17 protein-coding genes are annotated in these 17,837 nt (G+C 43.2%); 9 read left to right on the top strand and 8 right to left on the bottom strand.

The window, feature by feature from the left end; genetic code table 11:
• Positions 1-105: 105 nt before the first annotated feature.
• Positions 106-1,083 carry an HD domain-containing protein gene (locus MHB62_RS03120; RefSeq protein WP_019712448.1) on the bottom strand — a complete coding sequence of 326 codons (978 nt, stop codon included), beginning with the start codon at positions 1,081-1,083 and terminating at the stop codon, positions 106-108.
• An 82-nt stretch (positions 1,084-1,165) separates the two neighbouring features.
• On the opposite strand from MHB62_RS03120, the gene MHB62_RS03115 reads away from it, so the two are divergent.
• On the top strand, positions 1,166-1,648 hold the full coding sequence (locus tag MHB62_RS03115) for a GNAT family N-acetyltransferase (RefSeq protein WP_010886425.1): 483 nt from the start codon (positions 1,166-1,168) through the stop codon (positions 1,646-1,648).
• 17 nt (positions 1,649-1,665) lie between these two features.
• Positions 1,666-2,163: a YdhH/YoaO family protein gene (locus MHB62_RS03110; protein WP_003234115.1), complete on the top strand. Its 498-nt coding sequence runs from the start codon at positions 1,666-1,668 to the stop codon at positions 2,161-2,163.
• 74 nt (positions 2,164-2,237) lie between these two features.
• On the opposite strand, the gene fra is transcribed toward MHB62_RS03110, so the two are convergent.
• A complete protein-coding gene (fra, locus tag MHB62_RS03105; protein ID WP_003244145.1) occupies positions 2,238-2,609 on the bottom strand; it encodes an iron chaperone frataxin in 372 nt (123 codons plus the stop codon).
• A gap of 330 nt (positions 2,610-2,939) precedes the next feature.
• On the opposite strand from fra, the gene phoB reads away from it, so the two are divergent.
• On the top strand, positions 2,940-4,328 hold the full coding sequence (phoB, locus tag MHB62_RS03100) for an alkaline phosphatase PhoB (RefSeq protein WP_080287651.1): 1,389 nt from the start codon (positions 2,940-2,942) through the stop codon (positions 4,326-4,328).
• 65 nt (positions 4,329-4,393) lie between these two features.
• Positions 4,394-5,104, top strand: coding sequence for a membrane lipoprotein lipid attachment site-containing protein (locus MHB62_RS03095; protein ID WP_032722943.1), 711 nt, complete (start codon positions 4,394-4,396; stop codon positions 5,102-5,104).
• A gap of 38 nt (positions 5,105-5,142) precedes the next feature.
• Here MHB62_RS03095 and MHB62_RS03090 read toward each other — a convergent pair whose 3' ends face one another.
• From MHB62_RS03090 to MHB62_RS03080, 3 genes are all read right to left on the bottom strand, one after another.
• Entirely contained in the window at positions 5,143-6,330 is a 1,188-nt protein-coding gene (locus tag MHB62_RS03090) for a macrolide family glycosyltransferase (RefSeq protein WP_032722942.1), read from the bottom strand.
• Positions 6,331-6,490: 160 nt separating this feature from the next.
• Positions 6,491-7,753, bottom strand: coding sequence for a glycoside hydrolase family 18 protein (locus tag MHB62_RS03085; protein ID WP_015715325.1), 1,263 nt, complete (start codon positions 7,751-7,753; stop codon positions 6,491-6,493).
• A 124-nt stretch (positions 7,754-7,877) separates the two neighbouring features.
• Entirely contained in the window at positions 7,878-8,552 is a 675-nt protein-coding gene (locus tag MHB62_RS03080; protein WP_003234129.1) for a GntR family transcriptional regulator, read from the bottom strand.
• A gap of 248 nt (positions 8,553-8,800) precedes the next feature.
• Between MHB62_RS03080 and MHB62_RS03075 the strand changes: the two genes are divergently transcribed.
• Complete coding sequence (locus tag MHB62_RS03075) at positions 8,801-9,538, top strand: sulfite exporter TauE/SafE family protein (protein WP_003234130.1); 738 nt, start codon at positions 8,801-8,803, stop codon at positions 9,536-9,538.
• Positions 9,539-9,573: 35 nt separating this feature from the next.
• Here the strand turns inward: MHB62_RS03075 and MHB62_RS03070 are convergent, their stop codons facing one another.
• Positions 9,574-10,782, bottom strand: a complete 1,209-nt coding sequence (locus tag MHB62_RS03070; RefSeq protein WP_015715324.1) for an MFS transporter — start codon at positions 10,780-10,782, stop codon at positions 9,574-9,576.
• A 311-nt stretch (positions 10,783-11,093) separates the two neighbouring features.
• Between MHB62_RS03070 and MHB62_RS03065 the strand changes: the two genes are divergently transcribed.
• Together MHB62_RS03065 and MHB62_RS03060 are read left to right on the top strand one after the other, a co-directional pair.
• Positions 11,094-11,588 (top strand): MarR family transcriptional regulator, encoded by a 495-nt coding sequence (locus MHB62_RS03065; protein WP_080287650.1) that lies wholly within the window; start codon positions 11,094-11,096, stop codon positions 11,586-11,588.
• A 15-nt stretch (positions 11,589-11,603) separates the two neighbouring features.
• Positions 11,604-12,233, top strand: a complete 630-nt coding sequence (locus MHB62_RS03060; protein WP_032722940.1) for a nitroreductase family protein — start codon at positions 11,604-11,606, stop codon at positions 12,231-12,233.
• 145 nt (positions 12,234-12,378) lie between these two features.
• Here MHB62_RS03060 and MHB62_RS03055 read toward each other — a convergent pair whose 3' ends face one another.
• A complete protein-coding gene (locus MHB62_RS03055) occupies positions 12,379-15,036 on the bottom strand; it encodes an MMPL family transporter (RefSeq protein ID WP_032722939.1) in 2,658 nt (885 codons plus the stop codon).
• The gene (locus tag MHB62_RS03050) at positions 15,033-15,491 is read right to left on the bottom strand and encodes a MarR family transcriptional regulator (RefSeq protein ID WP_003242874.1); all 459 of its coding nucleotides are present in this window, start codon (positions 15,489-15,491) and stop codon (positions 15,033-15,035) included. Before MHB62_RS03050 ends, MHB62_RS03055 begins: the two co-directional genes overlap by 4 nt.
• A gap of 168 nt (positions 15,492-15,659) precedes the next feature.
• On the opposite strand from MHB62_RS03050, the gene dinB reads away from it, so the two are divergent.
• Together dinB and MHB62_RS03040 are read left to right on the top strand one after the other, a co-directional pair.
• Positions 15,660-16,178, top strand: coding sequence for a damage-inducible protein DinB (gene dinB, locus MHB62_RS03045; RefSeq protein ID WP_014478997.1), 519 nt, complete (start codon positions 15,660-15,662; stop codon positions 16,176-16,178).
• A 171-nt stretch (positions 16,179-16,349) separates the two neighbouring features.
• On the top strand, positions 16,350-17,726 hold the full coding sequence (locus MHB62_RS03040) for an amino acid permease (RefSeq protein WP_014475969.1): 1,377 nt from the start codon (positions 16,350-16,352) through the stop codon (positions 17,724-17,726).
• The last annotated feature ends 111 nt before the right edge of the window (positions 17,727-17,837 follow it).

Raw genomic sequence — 17,837 nt, 5'->3', positions numbered from 1 at the left:
ATGGTATGTAAATACGCTGATATTCTCATAATGCGTTCCCGCAGTTTGTCCTATTCCCCTTTGTTTGCAAAGCCAAACATAAAAAAAGCCGCTGTCAGGCGGCAATTACTGATTTAAGATTTTTATATACACACCTTTTTTTGCTTTTTGATAAGCGGCCTCACCCATTTTTCTCACCTTTTCAGAAACATCTGAGGATTTGATCCATTTGTCATCAAGAAAAATGGATGGATCGATTAGGCGCATTTTCTTCTTTTGATGGAAATCGTACTGGATGTCATCCTCTATTACTTGTATGCCGGGATGAATGGATGTAAGCAAGCTCAGGACTTCTTCATTTTTTGATGCACGCAGGATGTTCAGTACCTCTTGGTCCGTTTTCAGCAGATCCTCTGCAGATATGACATCATGCCGCAGCGCTGCCTTCAATGCTCGCGCTAAATATTCATATCCATATACATTCACAGGATTCAAAAAGAAATCAATTACTTCCTTGTAGTACACACTGACAAACCATTCGGCGGCTTCAATACTATCAGGAAACATCCTTCCGTTTCTCACAATAAGATGATCCAAAAAGGTTTGCGCTTCGTGCAGGTTAATGTGTCCATATCGGTACATATCACGCAGCGTATAGTCTGTCCGATCAGCACACAGCTCCGGTGCGGGCTGTTCGAGCAATGTCCACCTTGAATCGTCAGATAAAAGTTCTTCAGTATGATAGCCGTGTTTTTGTAAAATGTCCGGGATTTCAGAGTGAACAATGACTTGTTGAAAGATGTTTTCATGATAGTCTTCTGCTTGATTTTCAAAGACAACGTCGACCACATGAGAAAAAGCTGTGTGTGATACGTCGTGGAGCAGACCCGCAATCTGTTCTTCTATCGTTCCTCCGAGCTTTTTGATGAGGAGCATCACGCCGATGGAGTGCTCATACCTGGTCACATTCCACTTTCGATTGACTAAAAAGCTTGCTCCGCCTTGATAGATTCCTTTTAATCTTTGCACAGGAGCGCTTTTGATAAGCTCTTCCAGCACTCCGTCTATATGGTGCTGCCCGTAAATGATATCGCTGATTTCCATGCCGTCACCTCAACATCTATTTTTTTTGTTATATATTGTTTATATTGATAGTACATATGCAATCTTTCAATAGAGGAGTGTTATGATGATCATCATCCCAAACAATGAGATAGCGAAACATATGTTGACCGATTTTTTTGCCAAGCATTGGGGTACACCCGAGATGGCGATTTCCAGCGGCATTTTTCGGTGTGATGAATTAGATGGATTTGCCGCAGTAAATGAAAGCGGCGAAATCATTGGCTGTATTACATACACAATAGATGGGAAAGATTGTGAAATTATTTCATTAGATAGTATGATTGAAAATAAAGGAATCGGCACAGCTTTACTTCAGCAGGTTGAAGAGAAGGCTAAACATGCACATTGTCAACGAATAAAGCTTATCACAACGAATGATAATGTAAATGCGATAGCGTTTTATCAAAAGAGAGGCTATCAATTCGCCGCAGTGTTTCCGAACGCAGTTGAAAAAGCGCGCCGACTCAAGCCGGAGATTCCCGAGGTGGCTGAAAACGGCATTTTGATTCGGGATGAAATTCTATTTTCGAAGGTAATTGATTAAACGAATAGGAGTCTTTTATGTCCAGTCATTATAAATACCCTCTCATTTTCACGGCATTCCTATTAATCGCTTTCTGCTTGATCTTTTTTTCCTATCACCTGATTCATCATGTTCGTTTGGAGTATCCGAATTGGCAGGGAGAAAGCAAAGATCAGAATTGGGAAGCTGTTTTCACAAAAAATGAAGATGCACCGAATGAATACAGCGGCAAACTTTATTGGATCGGTGATACAATTGAAATAGACAACACTTATCTGGAATCACTGATTGTAAAAAAGGATGATGAAGTTCTGCTGAGTTCTGACACGGAAATCCCGATGCATGATTATGCTGGAGGCACTTTTTCTGATGGAAGCGCAAAAGAAAAGTCCGTTTCTTTTTTAGAGCGGTTAGATGAACATGAGCTTGAAGGCCATGATATTACGATTGAAGTGAAATGGAAACAAGGTAATCATTATTCTGCGAGTCAGCTTACGCTCAATGAAAAGACCTTGTTTGATGAAAAGCAGCAATAGATGATCAAAACGAAAAATAGACAAATGAAAAGGCGTAACATATTTTATACAGCTCATATGTTATGCCTTTTTCTTCATTTCCGCCAAAAAGTGGAGCAGTCCGCCTTGTCCAGAATATTAAACTCAATCATTTTCTCAAGTAGCGTATAATCAACTGGACCGTTCCAAGGGATACGTATCAGCTGCTCGGTGTAATCATATCCGGCCTTCACAATATCATCCTCTACGTGCGCTATCGTTACTTTTTCAGGAGCGACAGCTAAATGCTTTTTAGAAACACTAAAGCCAATAATAAATGTACCGTGATCTGTAAACATCGGCTGATTCCATTTTATTTCTGTATGTAAATTTGGATATTTATTTTTTATCCAAGTTAACACCTCTTCCGTTCTTTCTCGGTGGAACGGGTCAGCAATCCCCGCTAAGTACTCAGAAAAAACGTCCATGTTGTTCCCTCCTAAAATAAAATGATGCCACTCCATATGAACTGCTCAGACATGTGCTTACACAATACCTCTTTCCAACGTAATACTTTAAATTGTTCAAGATGTAAGCGGGTTGCTTCTATGCGACTATAGCAGATTTCAGTCCGCCTATCCACGGCCAGTATCTATTCCTCTAATTTATTTCTTTAGTACTATCACTCTTTCCTTCTTTTGATAGCAGTTCATTATTCTTGTAAATCCAATCTTTAAAATCGATTAATACTAGCTTAACAGTTTAAAAATATAATTGGGTTGTCATTGAGATTCATCTATATTTAGGAGGTTATCCAGTTGAAAAAATTCCCGAAGAAATTACTGCCTATCGCGGTTTTATCATCAATTGCGTTCAGCAGCTTAGCCAGCGGCAGTGTGCCTGATGCCAGCGCCCAGGAAAAGAAAAAGGGAAACCAAGACGAAATTAAGAATGTTATTGTTCTGATTGGTGATGGTATGGGTGTGTCTTATACGTCCGCTTATCGATACTTAAAGGATAATAAAAAGACAAAAGTTGTGGAGCCTACGGCTTTTGATCAGTATCTTGTCGGCCAGCAAACAACTTATCCCGATGATCCTGAACAAAATGTAACGGATTCTGCAGCGGCGGCAACGGCTATGTCTGCGGGAATTAAAACATACAATAATGCCATAGCCGTTGATAACGACGGGTCAGAAGCCAAAACGGTGCTTGAAGCTGCGAAGGAAAAAGGAAAAGCAACAGGACTTGTGGCCACTTCAGAAATTACACACGCCACTCCGGCCTCTTTTGGTTCACACGACCATAGCCGAAAAAATATGAACTCAATTGCGGATGATTATTTTGATGAGATGGTCAACGGCAAGCACAAAATTGATGTCCTTTTAGGCGGAGGAAAGAGCAATTTTGACCGTAAGGACCGTAATTTGATCAAGGAATTCAAAAAAGCGGGGTACAGCTACGTGGATGATCGCAAGGACATGCTGAAAAATAAAGACAGCCAAGTTCTCGGCCTATTCGCTGACGGCGGCCTGCCTAAAAAGATTGACCGGACGAAGGATATTCCATCACTTAAAGATATGACAAACACAGCCATTAAAAAATTAAACAAGGATAAAGACGGATTCTTCCTCATGGTGGAAGGCAGCCAGATTGACTGGGCGGGCCATGACAATGATATCGTCGGTGCCATGAGCGAGATGGAAGACTTCGAACAAGCTTATAAGGCGGCTATTGATTTCGCTAAAAAAGACAAGCACACATTGGTTGTCGCAACGGCTGACCACTCAACCGGCGGATATTCCATCGGTGCGGACGGCATCTACAACTGGTTCAGTGAACCCATTAAAGCCGCAAAGCGCACACCTGACTTTATGGCAGAAAAGATCTCTGACGGCGCGGATGTTGAAAAAACTTTGAAAACATATATCGATCAAAAGAAATTGGCTTTAACAAAAGCCGAAATTCAATCTGTTGAAGAAGCGGCAAAATCGAAGGAAGTACTGGATATCGATAACGCAATCGAGAACATCTTTAATAAACGCTCTCACACTGGATGGACAACAGGCGGACATACCGGTGAAGATGTTCCCGTCTATGCATACGGTCCGTCTAGTGAGACATTTGCCGGCCAAATCGACAATACAGAAATCGCCAAAAATGTCTTCAAGGCTTTACAATACAACATTAAGATTAACGATAAGTAAAAGATTACAAGGTGTCCCGTTGCTTGTATGAAGTAACGGGATCTCTTTTTAATGGAGGAATCATCATGAGAAGAATTCTTTCAATTTTCGTTTTTGCTATCATGCTTGCGGGCTGCTCATCAAACGCCAGTACTGAAAAACAGCATGCAGGCGGGGAGAAAACAGTAAAAGCTGAGCCGCAAAGCACTTCATCCCAGAAGGACAGCACAGATAATTATCAGCCTAATTCCCAGGTAACTGATGACCGGTCATTGCTTAAGGTCGGCCAAACGTTTTCAGATGATAAAGGAAAAGCTGTCTTAAAAGATATCAAACAAGTGAACAAAACCTATAAGATTGGCGACGTGGAGTTAACAGTAAAAGAAATGAAGCTGATCCACTTGCGCCCGGACTACAGCATGATTGATTACTTTCATGAGTTAACACACGATGAAGAGTTTGATTTCGTTAAGGTTTTCGTTGATATCAAGAACACCTCTTCAAAAAAAGTAAATGTTGCGCCGATTGCATTGATGAAAACAAATACGGGCGAAACCTTTGATTGGAACAAAGATATTTATCTTGAAGAGTTAAACGGCGAATTGGAAGGCGGCGCCGAAAAGTCTGGAAATCTCGGCTTTATTGTGAACGCATCAAGCCGCCATGCTCATGATAAGGCCGCGGATGCTGAGAAGAAAACAAAAGAGATCAAGTGGATCGAAATCACGACAAGTGACGTCTTTGACCATAACCATAAGAAAATCAGTGATGCTCAAAAAATCAAAATCAAGTTTTAAATCAAGAACTCCCGTACAAGGTACGGGAGTTCTTTTTCTTATTTGTTTTTTTGGCGAATCAACTCATCAATCCGCTCCATCACTTCTTCCATGTCCATACATTCTTTGAAGCTTTGATTGATTTTTTTAATGCCTGCCGTATACTGATCGTTGCGCAAAACCTCATCTACGGCCTGTTTTAATATTTGGGCATTGACTTCATCTTTAGAGATGACATAGCCTGCATGGAGTTCAGAGAGACGCTGCGCCACCATCGGCTGATCCTTGTCATGAGGCATGACAACCAGTGGCACGCTGAAATGAATGCCTTCGTTTACGCTGTTCATTCCGCCGTGTGTAATGAAAACATCCGATTGCTCCAGCACTTCCAGCTGAGGGACATACGGAGCAATGATAAAGTTTTCCGGCGCCTGCTTTAATTTGGTCAGGTCCGCTTTTTCTCCGGCAGCGATGACGACTTTTCCGTTAAAGCCTGAAAATGCATCAATACAAAGGTTGAAGAAATCCTCTGTATGATCCAGTACAGTCCCCATTGAAATATAAATGACACTCTCATCTTTTAGCTGTTCAATCGGGAAATCCGTTTTTTCCGCTCTCTTTGGAAAGCTTGGCCCGATAAACAGACATTCATCCCCGAAACGATCACTTTCTGGCTGAAAATAACGGCTTGTATACACTACGTTCAATTCCCCTTTATTGTTCATGAATTGAACCAGGTTTTTCGGGGCAACACCGTACGTTTCTTTCATTTTTGCCAAAAGATCTTCGCACTCTTGATCCAATTCAAGCGGCGCTCCAGACTCCGGATGCAGCGGCAGGATTTTCAGGTGCTCCTCGCCAAACAAGAAAGACGCCGATGAAGAGACCCCTGGAATATCTAAGTAATCCCTTACCAATTCCCCCGCGCCGAATTTATCATAATAAACAAAATCAAATTGAATGCTCTTAGATAAGTCTTTGACAATCTGTAAAATGTCCAATGACGTTTTGATATGGATTTTCACGAAATCAAGAATGCCATTGGGCGAACCGACATGAATAGGTGTTGTTCGCAGCAGATCCTGGTGAAGATGGACCGTTGCTCCCGCTGCTTCTAATCGTTTTTTATATTTTTCAGTGGATATATAATGGACATCATATCCCTTATCGGAAAACGCTTTTGTAATGCCTAAGGTAGGATTCACATGGCCTTCCGCAGGAAAATTCAAAATCAATACTGTCTTCATGTAGACAACTCCTTCTCAAATCGTATTCTGACTCTTTGTTTGATCAGACTACTACTAATCGTAAAATGGGAACACAACCCATGCAAGGTACAAATGAATGAACTATTCTGCTGCTCTGGACTTAATCAAAAAAAAGACACCCAAGCTCTGGTGTCTTTTTTTACACTTTTCTGATCGTAAAAAATTTCCGCAGTAGCCATGGGCCCGGTGTAAAGCCCAGCGTTAACTGCCAAGCGCCAATAGCCTGCAATCTGTATTCGCGGACGATCTGCATCTTCCGGCTCATGCTCCTGACATCCTCAAACCATACCTCATGCGTCCGCCCCTGCTGATCACTGTACCGGAAAAACGGTGATTGATATTCGGCTGAATATTGTATCGGGGCTTGGTACCTCATCGCTCTTTCGATTGCGTTTTGATTTGAAATCGCTGAAGCAACTGTGCCCGGCTGGTACGGGATGATCCAGTCGTACCCGTAGAGCGGGACTCCGATAATGATTTTTCTGCTCGGCACCTGCGCAATCGTAAACTCAATGGTTCTCCTTATTTCAGTAATCGGCGCTACAGGACCCGGCTCACTTCCGGCATGATGCCAATCATAAGCCATGATAAACATATAATTGACAACCGCTCCTATCCCCCCGTAATCGTAGCCCCTCAGCCATGGAATATTATCACTTGTTTTTGCAGGAACAGCTATCGTCAGCACATACCCTCCCGCCTGAAGTCGATCTCTCAGCTGGCGTAAAAACCCAGTGAAAAGATCGCGATCCGCGGCGCTCACCTGCTCAAAATCGATTGTGACACCGCCATATCCCCTTGTGGAAACTAAGTCATAAATGTTGTTGACCAGATTGGTTCTCGCTGTCGGATTGTTTAGCACTTGGTGAACAATCTCCGTACTGAAGCCTCCTGATGTAAGGTTCGTTATTGTTGCCAGCGGCGTGACTCGCCTTTGCCAAGTTGTCTCAATAGCGGCCGCATCATTCAATTGGTTTGCAATGTCGCCGTTCGGTGCAATATGGTATTCGAAAATCGAAATCGAAGACGAGTATGGCGCATAATCATTGATTAATTCCCGATCGAGGTCTGGGTTACGGAGCACATAAAAACTCAATGTTCCCGCAATGTAATTTGAGATCGAAGGAATCGTTATTTTTGCTCCCGCTTGTAAAGCATTTGGGCTGATGCCCGGATTGGCCGCTCGCAGTCGCTCTAATGGCACAAACGCTTTAGCTGCAATGGCGGTAAGCGTATCTCCCGGCTGGACTGTATATACATAAAGAGGGATAAGCAGAGCCTGCCCCGGCACGATATTCGTTTCATCTAAACCATTCACACCCCGTATTTGATCAACAGAAGCACCGTATCTTCTGCCTATCGAAAACAAAGAATCACCAGGCCCGACGATATGGATAAACATGTTTAACCCCCATTATTCGTTAGTCAAACCATCATAAAATCTTATTAACGGGGCCTCTTAGATATGTGGTGAATACATAAAAAAACCAAGGGTTCTGCTCCCCCTTGGTACCGGATCATAGAAATCAATTCTCTTTACCTTCTTCAAGCACATGCTTCAAATGCTCACAGTCATGATTGAAATGAGCCAGCACATGCTGTTTGGCTGCTTCTTTGTTTTTCTTTTTCACTTCTTCAAATATCCTGCGGTGCTCACGCAGTATCGTTTCTGCGCGGTGATCGCCGGTATAATTAAGGATTCTGCAAAAATGAATCAGGTCATTTACATGCTCAAGCAAATTTTTCAAATGTCTGTTATGGCTGAAATCAACCAGCAGCTCATGAAATTTTTGGTTTAAACGAATGATTTCTGTATCTTCCGTGCCGTTGTGAATCGCTTTCTCTGTTTCTTCAAGCTGTTTTTCGAGTATGGTCAGCTCTTCTTCGTCCGCTTCGTCTATGACTAATTCGACTGCCAGCTGCTCCAGCGGAATTCTGATTTTATAAATCTCATCTACATCTTTTGCCGTTAACGACGTGATCGAAAATCCATTTCGGTCATCCGCTTTTAACAAACCATCTTTCTCAAGCAATCGCATGGCTTCCCTTATCGGAGAGCGGCTGACGCCAAAGCTTTTCGCCAGCTGTGTTTCGTTTATCCGTTCCCCAGGCTTAAAAGTCCCGTTGAAGATCATTTTTTTTAGCTGGTTATAAAATTGCAGGTAGTAGGGAGTCGGCTTATCTAATTTAAAATCGTCCATATATAATACCTCTTTTGAATATATTCAAGGGTTTTTCTTCATCAAAATCATATAACAGATGGTAATGGGAAGCAACAAACTGCCTTGTCAGATCCCTGAATTTGAGGTACGATATGTTTGCTGAACGACGGTCGACGGACTACTGGCAACTGAAAAAACGGCGTGTTTTTCTTCGTCAATAGGACACCATACCTCCGCCAGAATAGCGCACGATTACATTTTTACATCTTTTCAATGGAGGAAAAAATATGCTCATTATTCTTGTTATGTTTCTTCTAGGAATTATTTTAGGCTTTATTGGCGCCGGTGGAGCCGGCTTTGTCATTGCCCTTTTAACGCTTCTTTTCCATATCCCGATTCATACGGCTTTAGGCACTTCGCTTGCCGGCATGGCTTTTACAAGCTTATCAGGGGCATACAGCCACTATCGCGAGGGTAACATTCAAATGAAAATCGGCTTAATAGTCGGAGGCTTTGCTGCGGTTGGCTCATTTTTCGGCGCCAAGCTGACTTCTTTTATTCCGGCTGATTTGCTTCATTATTTGACGGCTGGAATGTTATTTTTATCAGCAATTCTCATTTTAATCAGATTATTTATTTTAAAAGAGAAGGCTCAAGTGAATCAAAGCACTCTTTCAACGTATACGAGAGCGGTCATCTTAGGAATTGCAGCCGGCGTTCTTTCCGGCACATTCGGCATCGGGTCGGCACCTTTTATTCAAATCGGTTTAATGATTATGCTGAATCTGTCCATTCGCCATTCTGTCGGAACGACGATGCTTGTGATCATCCCTCTGGCTGTAGGTGGAGGCATCGGATATATTACAGAAGGTTTTGTTGATTACGTTTTACTTGTCAAAGTTCTGGTCGGGACAATGTGCGGGGCCTATGTAGGCGCGAAATTCACCAACCTCATGCCAAAGGTGGTTTTGAAATCAGCCATCTTTTTGACTCCGGCGATTGCAGGCCTGCTGTTGTTATTCTAAATAAAACAAAAAACCTGACGTCATGTCAGGTTTTTTTATGAATTCTGCCCTACTCGTTCTTTCGTTAATCCAAAAAACGCCAGTGAGCCGATGACAGCTGTCACAAACATGATGGCTCCCATCGGAACGGCTGTTGTCTCATTAATGCCTACAAGCGGTGACACGATTGAACCGAGGAGCAGCGGAAGCATTCCAAGCAGCGCACTTGCACTTCCGGCGCGGTGCCCCTGCTTTTCCATGGCTAGGGTAAACGTGCTGGTCAGAACCATGCCGATCGTAATCATGTAAATGAAAATGGATATGACTAATGTAGCAAGAGGACCGTGAATCATGGTCATGGTTAATAGCACAGCCGTCGCAATCATAGCCGTAATGACCGCTATACGAAGCAGGCTTTTTTCATGAATGATTCCGCCAAAGCGTCCGATGATAAAGCTGCCCGATATAATCGCCAGCCCGTTAATGCCAAAAAGAATACTAAATACCTGCGGAGACACCCCGTAGATATCCTGGTATACAAAAGGCGTACCAGACACATATGCAAAGCTTCCCCCGTGAATAAATCCGACAGTTAACGCGTACCCCATAAAGGATCGATCCTTCAGCAGGCTGCCCATCGTTTTGACGGATGTTCCGATTGAGCTTGGAATCCGTTTTTCCGGCGGAAGCGTTTCTTTTAACCTCAATGCAATCAGAAGAACTAGTAAAAATCCGATGATCATTAAGACGTGAAAAATTGTATGCCACGTTGCGAACGGCAAAAGCAAAATGGCACCGCCTGTCATAGGCGCAACCATTGGCGCCACCGCGGTAATGACCATTAACAGCGAGAAAAATTTAGAAAGCTCTCTTCCGGTAAACACATCGCGGACGATTGCGCGAGACAGCACAAGCCCTGCAGAAGCAGTGAAGCCTTGTAAAAAACGCGCAGCCACTAAAGTTGTTATATTGGGCGACAGTGCACAAAACAGAGAAGATAACGCAAATAAAAAAATACAGATTAATAGCGGTTTTCGTCTTCCCTGCGCATCGCTGACCGGCCCGACAATCAGCTGGCCGATCGTAAGCCCGACCAGACAGGCTGTTAAACTTAACTGAACAAGTGAAGCACTTGCTGATAAATCTTTCGCGATTTCAGGAAAACTTGGCAAATACATATCTATATTAAGCGGGCCCAATATAGCAAGCATGCCGAGCAGAAACGCTAGTGCCAAGCGTTCTTTTCCAGTTGGATTGTGCAGCATGTTATCAAACCTTCCCTTCAACCTAGTCCCTTATATAATGGATGTCAGCTCCAACTATGGATTGAAGCTGTGAAACATTTGTATATTGTATCATAACTTTCAGCCTGTGAAAGCCGCTTGAGCACGGGCTCGGCAAAGTGATATTCCGAACACCTATAAATGGGAATGATGCAGGGAATCATCGTGACCAGCATCATCTGAAGAAGCGGCCAGCTTTTTTTGCTAAGTTCTAGCCTAGCGAATTTTATGCGCTGGGAGGTTGTTCAAAAGTGCAAATGGCTTGCAAGATGAAATCAATCGTTGTATATTAATTGACGTGTCAATCATTGATATATCAATTAATAGTTTTGACAGGAAAGAAGGGATGGGTTTTGGCGTCATTTTGTTCAGAGGAAGCCGAGATTTTATATCAGCTGCAAGGCGTGAACAAGGTGATTGGCGTGAAGTTCGAGGCATGCACGGGCATCAGCCAATCTCGTTTGGAATTGCTGACATTGCTTTATCATGCAGATGAGATCAGTCAAAGCGACCTTCAAAAGAAAGTAAATATCGATAGCGCAGCCGTTACCAGACACCTGAAACAGCTGGAAGCCAAAGGCATGGTATCAAGGCGGCGCAAGCCTGAGGACAACCGCATCACCCTTGTTCGGTTAACAGACCAAGGACGAGAGCGAATTGAGTCTTCTAAGAAGGAAAAGGAGCGTTTCATGAAGGAAATGCTCGCAAATGTAAGCGCAGAAGAACGCCGCCTGCTCATTGATGTGCTGGCGCACATGCGAAACAATATAAATAATATCGAAGCTTAAGAGGAGTGTATCAACATGATCAAAACAAACGATTTTATGGAAATTATGAAAGGCCGCCGTTCGATTCGCAACTATGATCCGGCAGTAAAAATCAGCAAAGAAGAAATGACAGAGATCTTAGAGGAAGCAACAACTGCGCCATCTTCTGTTAACGCGCAGCCATGGCGTTTTCTTGTCATTGACAGCCTGGAAGGAAAAGAAAAGCTCGCACCGCTTGCAAGCTTTAACCAAACACAGGTCACAACATCATCTGCTGTCATCGCTGTATTTGCAGACATGAACAATGCAGACTACTTAGAAGAAATCTATTCAAAAGCCGTGGAACTTGGTTACATGCCGCAGGAGGTCAAAGACAGACAAATCGCCGCGCTGACCGCACATTTTGAAAAGCTCCCGGCACAGGTCAACCGTGAAACGATCCTGATTGACGGAGGTCTCGTTTCCATGCAACTGATGCTGACTGCACGCGCGCATGGCTACGATACAAACCCGATCGGCGGATACGATAAAGAAAACATCGCGGAAACCTTCGGATTAGATAAAGAACGTTATGTACCGGTTATGCTACTTTCTATCGGAAAAGCAGCAGACGAAGGCTATGCTTCCTACCGTCTGCCGATTGATACAATTGCAGAATGGAAATAAAACAAAGAGCCCGGGAATGTTTTCCGGGCTCTTTGTTTTTAAGTACAGCCGCCGTTTGATCGTCTGATCTTTTTTGGTAACACGTCTGAAGTTAGTCGTTTAGTCATGAAAAAAGAGTGATGACCATTCATCACTCTTCTCTCGATTATTCTTTTCCTTTCTTCCTGCCGAACGGCCACCAGTTTCCTTCTCCAAAGGTCGCAATGATTGCCGGGATGAAGAGCGGAAGTATGACAAGGCCGTAAAGCAAGAGCCCGATGATGATAACACTTGCCACCTGCATCAGTGTATTGACACCTGAAGGCATCATCGCCGCGAACGTACCGGCCAATATAATGGCAGCTGTAATAATGACAGATCCCATTTTGCTCATTGACCTGACGACACCTTGCTCAATGCCAAGGTGCACCTCTTCCTTAAATCGATCCAGCAAGAAGATCGAATAATCTACCCCTAACGCGATCAAGATGACAAAGCTGAAGAATGGCACTGCCCAGCTGACACCCGCGTTTCCTAAGCCGTTTACAAAAATTAATTCTGTTATGGATATCGACGTATAGTACGTCAGCAGCAATGACGCGATCATATAAATCGGCATGATCATTGAGCGGAACAAAATGGTTAACACGATAAACAGGCCTATAATCATAATCACCATTGTTCTGGAGAAGTCCGTTGTGGATAGCTCCTTTAAGTCCGCATTCATACTCGTGACCCCGCCGTACACGATCTGTGCATTCTCCAAAGGAGTGCCGTCAACTTCGTTTGCGACAGCTTTTTTGATTTGGTTTATTGTCGTAATAGCTTGTTCTGAGTACGGATTTGAATCCAGAACGACACTTAATTGAACACCTTTGCCGTCTGCAAAGGAATACTGGTCAATTGACTTCTTAAAGTCTTTGTCCTTCATTACTTGATCAGGAATGAATATGCCAGTATCTCTTACAGTTGGACTTTTGCTCATGTCCTCTAATATATCACTGGAAGCTGTAATACCGTCAGAGACTTTCGTCAGGCCCTCATTTGCGCTTTTCACGCCTTCGGACAGCTTTTTCAGGCTTTCTGTCAGCGTTCCGGCTTGTGCCTGCTGGCCTGAGAGCTGTTGGTTCGCTTGTTCAAGGCCGGTTTGAATCTGGCCAAGCTGTCCGCTTATTGCCGTAAGCTGCTGCACGGTCTGTGCGGTATTGCCGGTTTGGGAAATCTGTTTGCTCACGAGCTGCAGCTGCTGATTGATTTTGCCCAAGCCATCTGCCGCATCGCCCAGTGAACCGCCAGACCCTCCATTTGAGGCCGAGCCGGTTTGCCCTGCCATTTGATTCAGTCCGTTTTCTATATCCGTTAATCCGCTTTGGACATCGGCAATCCCTTTCACCGTCTTATCCAGCCCGTCTGAAACCGATCCTAGCTGGTTATCAATATATAAATCTTTGATTTTTTTACCAGTCGGCTGCGTAATGGTCATAACAGAGTCAACATGATCAACTTTCTCGATCGCTTTGCTGATATTTCCTAGATAGGGGATTGTATCAGCTGTTGTAAGATCTTTGTCTCCTTTTACGACAACATTGATCGGGAACGCTTTTCCTTCCCCGAATCCATCCTTAATGGCCTCGAGAGCTTTTATAGATTTATAATCGCTGCTGATTTCCGCAGTTGAGTCGAATGAAATCTGGTCATCATAGGTCAAGATGAACGGAAGCGTAATCACCACCGTGATGACAATGAACAGAAACGGACGCGCAACGGAGTGTCTGCCGAGAAACGCCCATAGTTTGTTATCACTGTGTGACAGCACTTTCTTAGAAGGCCAGAATAATTTTTCACCCAGCGTCACCATAAATAATGGCAGCAGTGTGTAGAGGATGATCATTAAAATTCCCACACCGACTGCTACCCCTACTGCGGATTGGAAAATCGCAAACTTCGCAAATCCTAAGGCGGAAAATCCGATCAATACCGCAAATCCGCTGATAAATAAGGTTTTTCCCCCTGTGCGGTAAGCGATAAGCGCCGCTTCTTTTTTATCATGCCCGTTTGCCAATTCTTCACGGAACCGTGTAAGAAGCAGTATGCAGTAATCTGTTCCAATGCCGAACAGGATCGCAACTAAGAAGGTTTGCGTAAACGTCGAGATAGGAAAATCAACATTGTATACAAGGATGCCCAGTATAGATTGACTGATCAGATAAGAAAAACCGACAACCACAATCGGGATAAAAGGCGTCACAACAGATCGGAACACGATCAACAGTAAACCGATGATCAGGCAGACTGTTATCACTTCCGTTTTCTTAAGCCCTTCCTCTGAGCTGTGAGCGAAATCCTGGTTGATAAGGGAAGCTCCCGTAATATAAGCCGTCAAATCATCAGGAACGATTTGATAAATCTCGTCCGCGATTTTTTCCGCCTTTTTATCAGAACCTGTAATCGTGATAGGCATGAGAACGGTTTTCTTGTCTTTCGACATCAACTGGTCTTTGACTTCTTTTTCCGCTGACAGAGGAGATGTTACCTCTTCTACACCGTCGATCTTTTTGATTTTATCAATCATTATCCGGAGCTGATTCTCTGTTTCTTTCTTTATAGCGTTGTCTAATGTAAAGACAACACTGATCGAATTATTGTCTTCTCCCGCTTGTTTTAAAATGGCGTTTGCCCTTTCTGAAACAGCATCAGCGGGAAGCTGGGCCTGCCCCTTTTGATTGGCCAGCTCCGTTAAGTTCGGAGAAAACAAACTCAAAACGACGGTAAGTGCTAATACTATGGCTGCAATTGCCCACTTGAATTTGATGATTGCTCTCATTCGGCAGAATCTCCTCCTTTAAATTTGCTTTTTAAAATGGTGAATATCTCGATGATGGAATGTAAGTGTTCCTCATCTATATCATCAATCAGCGGTTTGAGCGCGTTAAAGATGGCTGAATCTAATTCTTCTAGTATGTGTTCACCACTGGGTGTAATGTTAATAAGCTTAGAGCGCCTATCACTTTTTTCCGGACAGTCGTCCCATTGAACCAATCCCTTTTCGAGCAGCTTTTTCAGTCTGTTAGAGATCGCGCTCTTATGTACATTTTGGTACATGGCCAGGCTGCCGGGAGAGGTTGGGCCCTTGACTTTTAAAATTTTCAACAGGTCTGCCTGTTCCCTTGAGATATGCTTGAAGACATCCTGATTGATTTCACGATGTACAAATTCTGTCCCTTCAAGCAGGACTTCCACAAACAGGTTTATCGCCTGACATAGCTTTTGTTCATTCAATATCTTCCCCTCCTCATTATAGTTTACCCCGCTAAACTTTATGTTCAATGTCAATTAGTTTATTCCTCTAAACTATATATGTCAACAAATTTTATTTTTGAGCACTCTATATAAGAACTCATGTTCGTGTATAATGGAAGCTATACACACGAAAGGGGGAATTTTAACATGTCAGATTTTGCATTCAAATTGTATGAATATAACGTCTGGGCCAATCAACAAATATTCAACCGATTAAAAGAGCTTCCAAAAGAGGTATACCATCAAGAAATTCAAAGCGTGTTTCCGTCAATATCCCATGTATTGTCTCATGTTTATCTTTCTGATCTCGGCTGGATTGAAGTGTTTTCCGGCAAAACCTTGAGCGATGCGTTGGCTTTAGCTGAACAGCTTAAAGAACAGACAGAGGCTAAAGAAATAGAGGAAATGGAAGACCTTTTTCTGAGGTTATCCGAGCGCTATATACTATTTTTACAGCAAAAAGAACAGCTCAATAAGCCACTCCAGATTCAGAATCCCTCAAGCGGAATCATGAAAACAACTGTTTCCGAACTGCTTCCCCACGTTGTCAACCACGGGACATACCACCGTGGCAATATCACAGCAATGCTGCGGCAGGCAGGCTACGCATCCGCACCGACAGATTACGGGCTCTACCTGTTTATGAAAAAAACTGAAAAAGCATAAGAAAGCGGCTCCCTAAATGGAGCCGCTTTTTTCGGGAAATAGTCCAAATCACATTAAAATTCTTTTCATCAATCCTTTTTTAGTAAAAAAGATAGAAATTTTAGTGTTATAATAATCATTAAAAATAGATTGCTGACTCAATAAACAATTTTCAATGGAGGAACACATAAAGTGACAGACGACATGACGAAAGACAATATAAATCAGCAAACGTTGCAGAGAGGCTTGAAAAACAGGCATATCCAGCTCATCGCCATCGGTGGAGCCATTGGGACAGGCTTATTTCTCGGCTCGGGCAAATCGATTCATTTTGCCGGACCTTCGATTTTATTTGCTTATATGATCACAGGGATCATTTGCTTTTTAATTATGAGATCGCTGGGTGAACTGCTGTTATCAAACTTGAACTATCACTCTTTTGTGGATTTTGTACAAGACTACCTAGGCGATATGGCAGCATTTATCACCGGCTGGACATATTGGTTCTGCTGGATTTCCATTGCGATGGCTGATCTGACAGCAGTCGGGCTCTACACTCAATATTGGCTCCCGGGTGTGCCGCAATGGGTGCCTGGCTTAATCGCTCTTATTATTTTACTGATTATGAATCTGGCGACAGTCAAGCTTTTTGGAGAATTAGAATTTTGGTTTGCTTTGATTAAAGTCATTGCCATTTTGGCGTTAATCGTCATTGGCCTTGTGATGATTTTCAAAGGCTTTTCCACAAGCTCAGGAGTGTCCAGCTTCACAAACCTCTGGAGCCACGGAGGCCTGTTCCCGAATGGCATGCACGGGTTTATCCTCTCGTTCCAGATGGTTGTGTTTGCTTTTGTCGGCATTGAGCTTGTCGGGCTTACGGCCGGTGAAACAGAAAATCCTGAAAAAGTAATCCCTAAGGCGATCAACAATATTCCTGTCCGTGTGCTGCTTTTTTATATCGGGGCTCTTCTCGTGATTATGAGCATCTATCCTTGGGATGTCATCAATCCCAGCGAAAGCCCATTCGTACAAGTATTTGTCGCGGTTGGCATCGTCGGGGCTGCAAGTATTATCAACTTTGTTGTATTGACTTCCGCTGCTTCAGCATGCAACAGCGCTGTATTCAGTACAAGCCGTATGGTCTATTCCCTGGCGAAAGATCACAATGCGCCTGAGTCAATGGCGAAACTGACTCAGCGTAAAGTGCCTAGAAATGCTTTATTCTTTTCAGCTATCGTGATTTTAATCGGTGTTACGTTAAACTACATCATGCCAGAAGGCGTATTCACCCTGATCACAAGTATTTCAACCGTATGCTTTATCTATATTTGGGGGATTACGGTCATCTGCCATATGAAATACCGCAAAACAAGACCTGAATTAGCGAAAACAAACAAGTTTAAGCTTCCGCTTTATCCGTTTACAAATTACCTGATTCTTGCGTTCCTGGCGTTTGTTCTGGTTGTGCTGGCACTGGCACAGGATACTCGTGTTTCCTTATTTGTCACACCGGTTTGGTTTATTTTGCTGATTGTAATTTATAAAGTGAGAAAAGCGAAGCATCAATAACACTCGAAACTCCTGCCTCAAAAATGAGAGCAGGAGTTTTTTGATGAAAATGACCTTTGCTTTTGAATTTGAAGGTATGCTATAGTGTTTGTAATCAAAACAAGAAGGGAT

The organism is Bacillus sp. FSL K6-0255 (assembly GCF_045040725.1).
Lineage (GTDB): Bacteria > Bacillota > Bacilli > Bacillales > Bacillaceae > Bacillus > Bacillus subtilis.
Note: the sequence above shows the minus strand (reverse complement) of the source record. Positions and strands in the feature narration are given on the sequence as shown.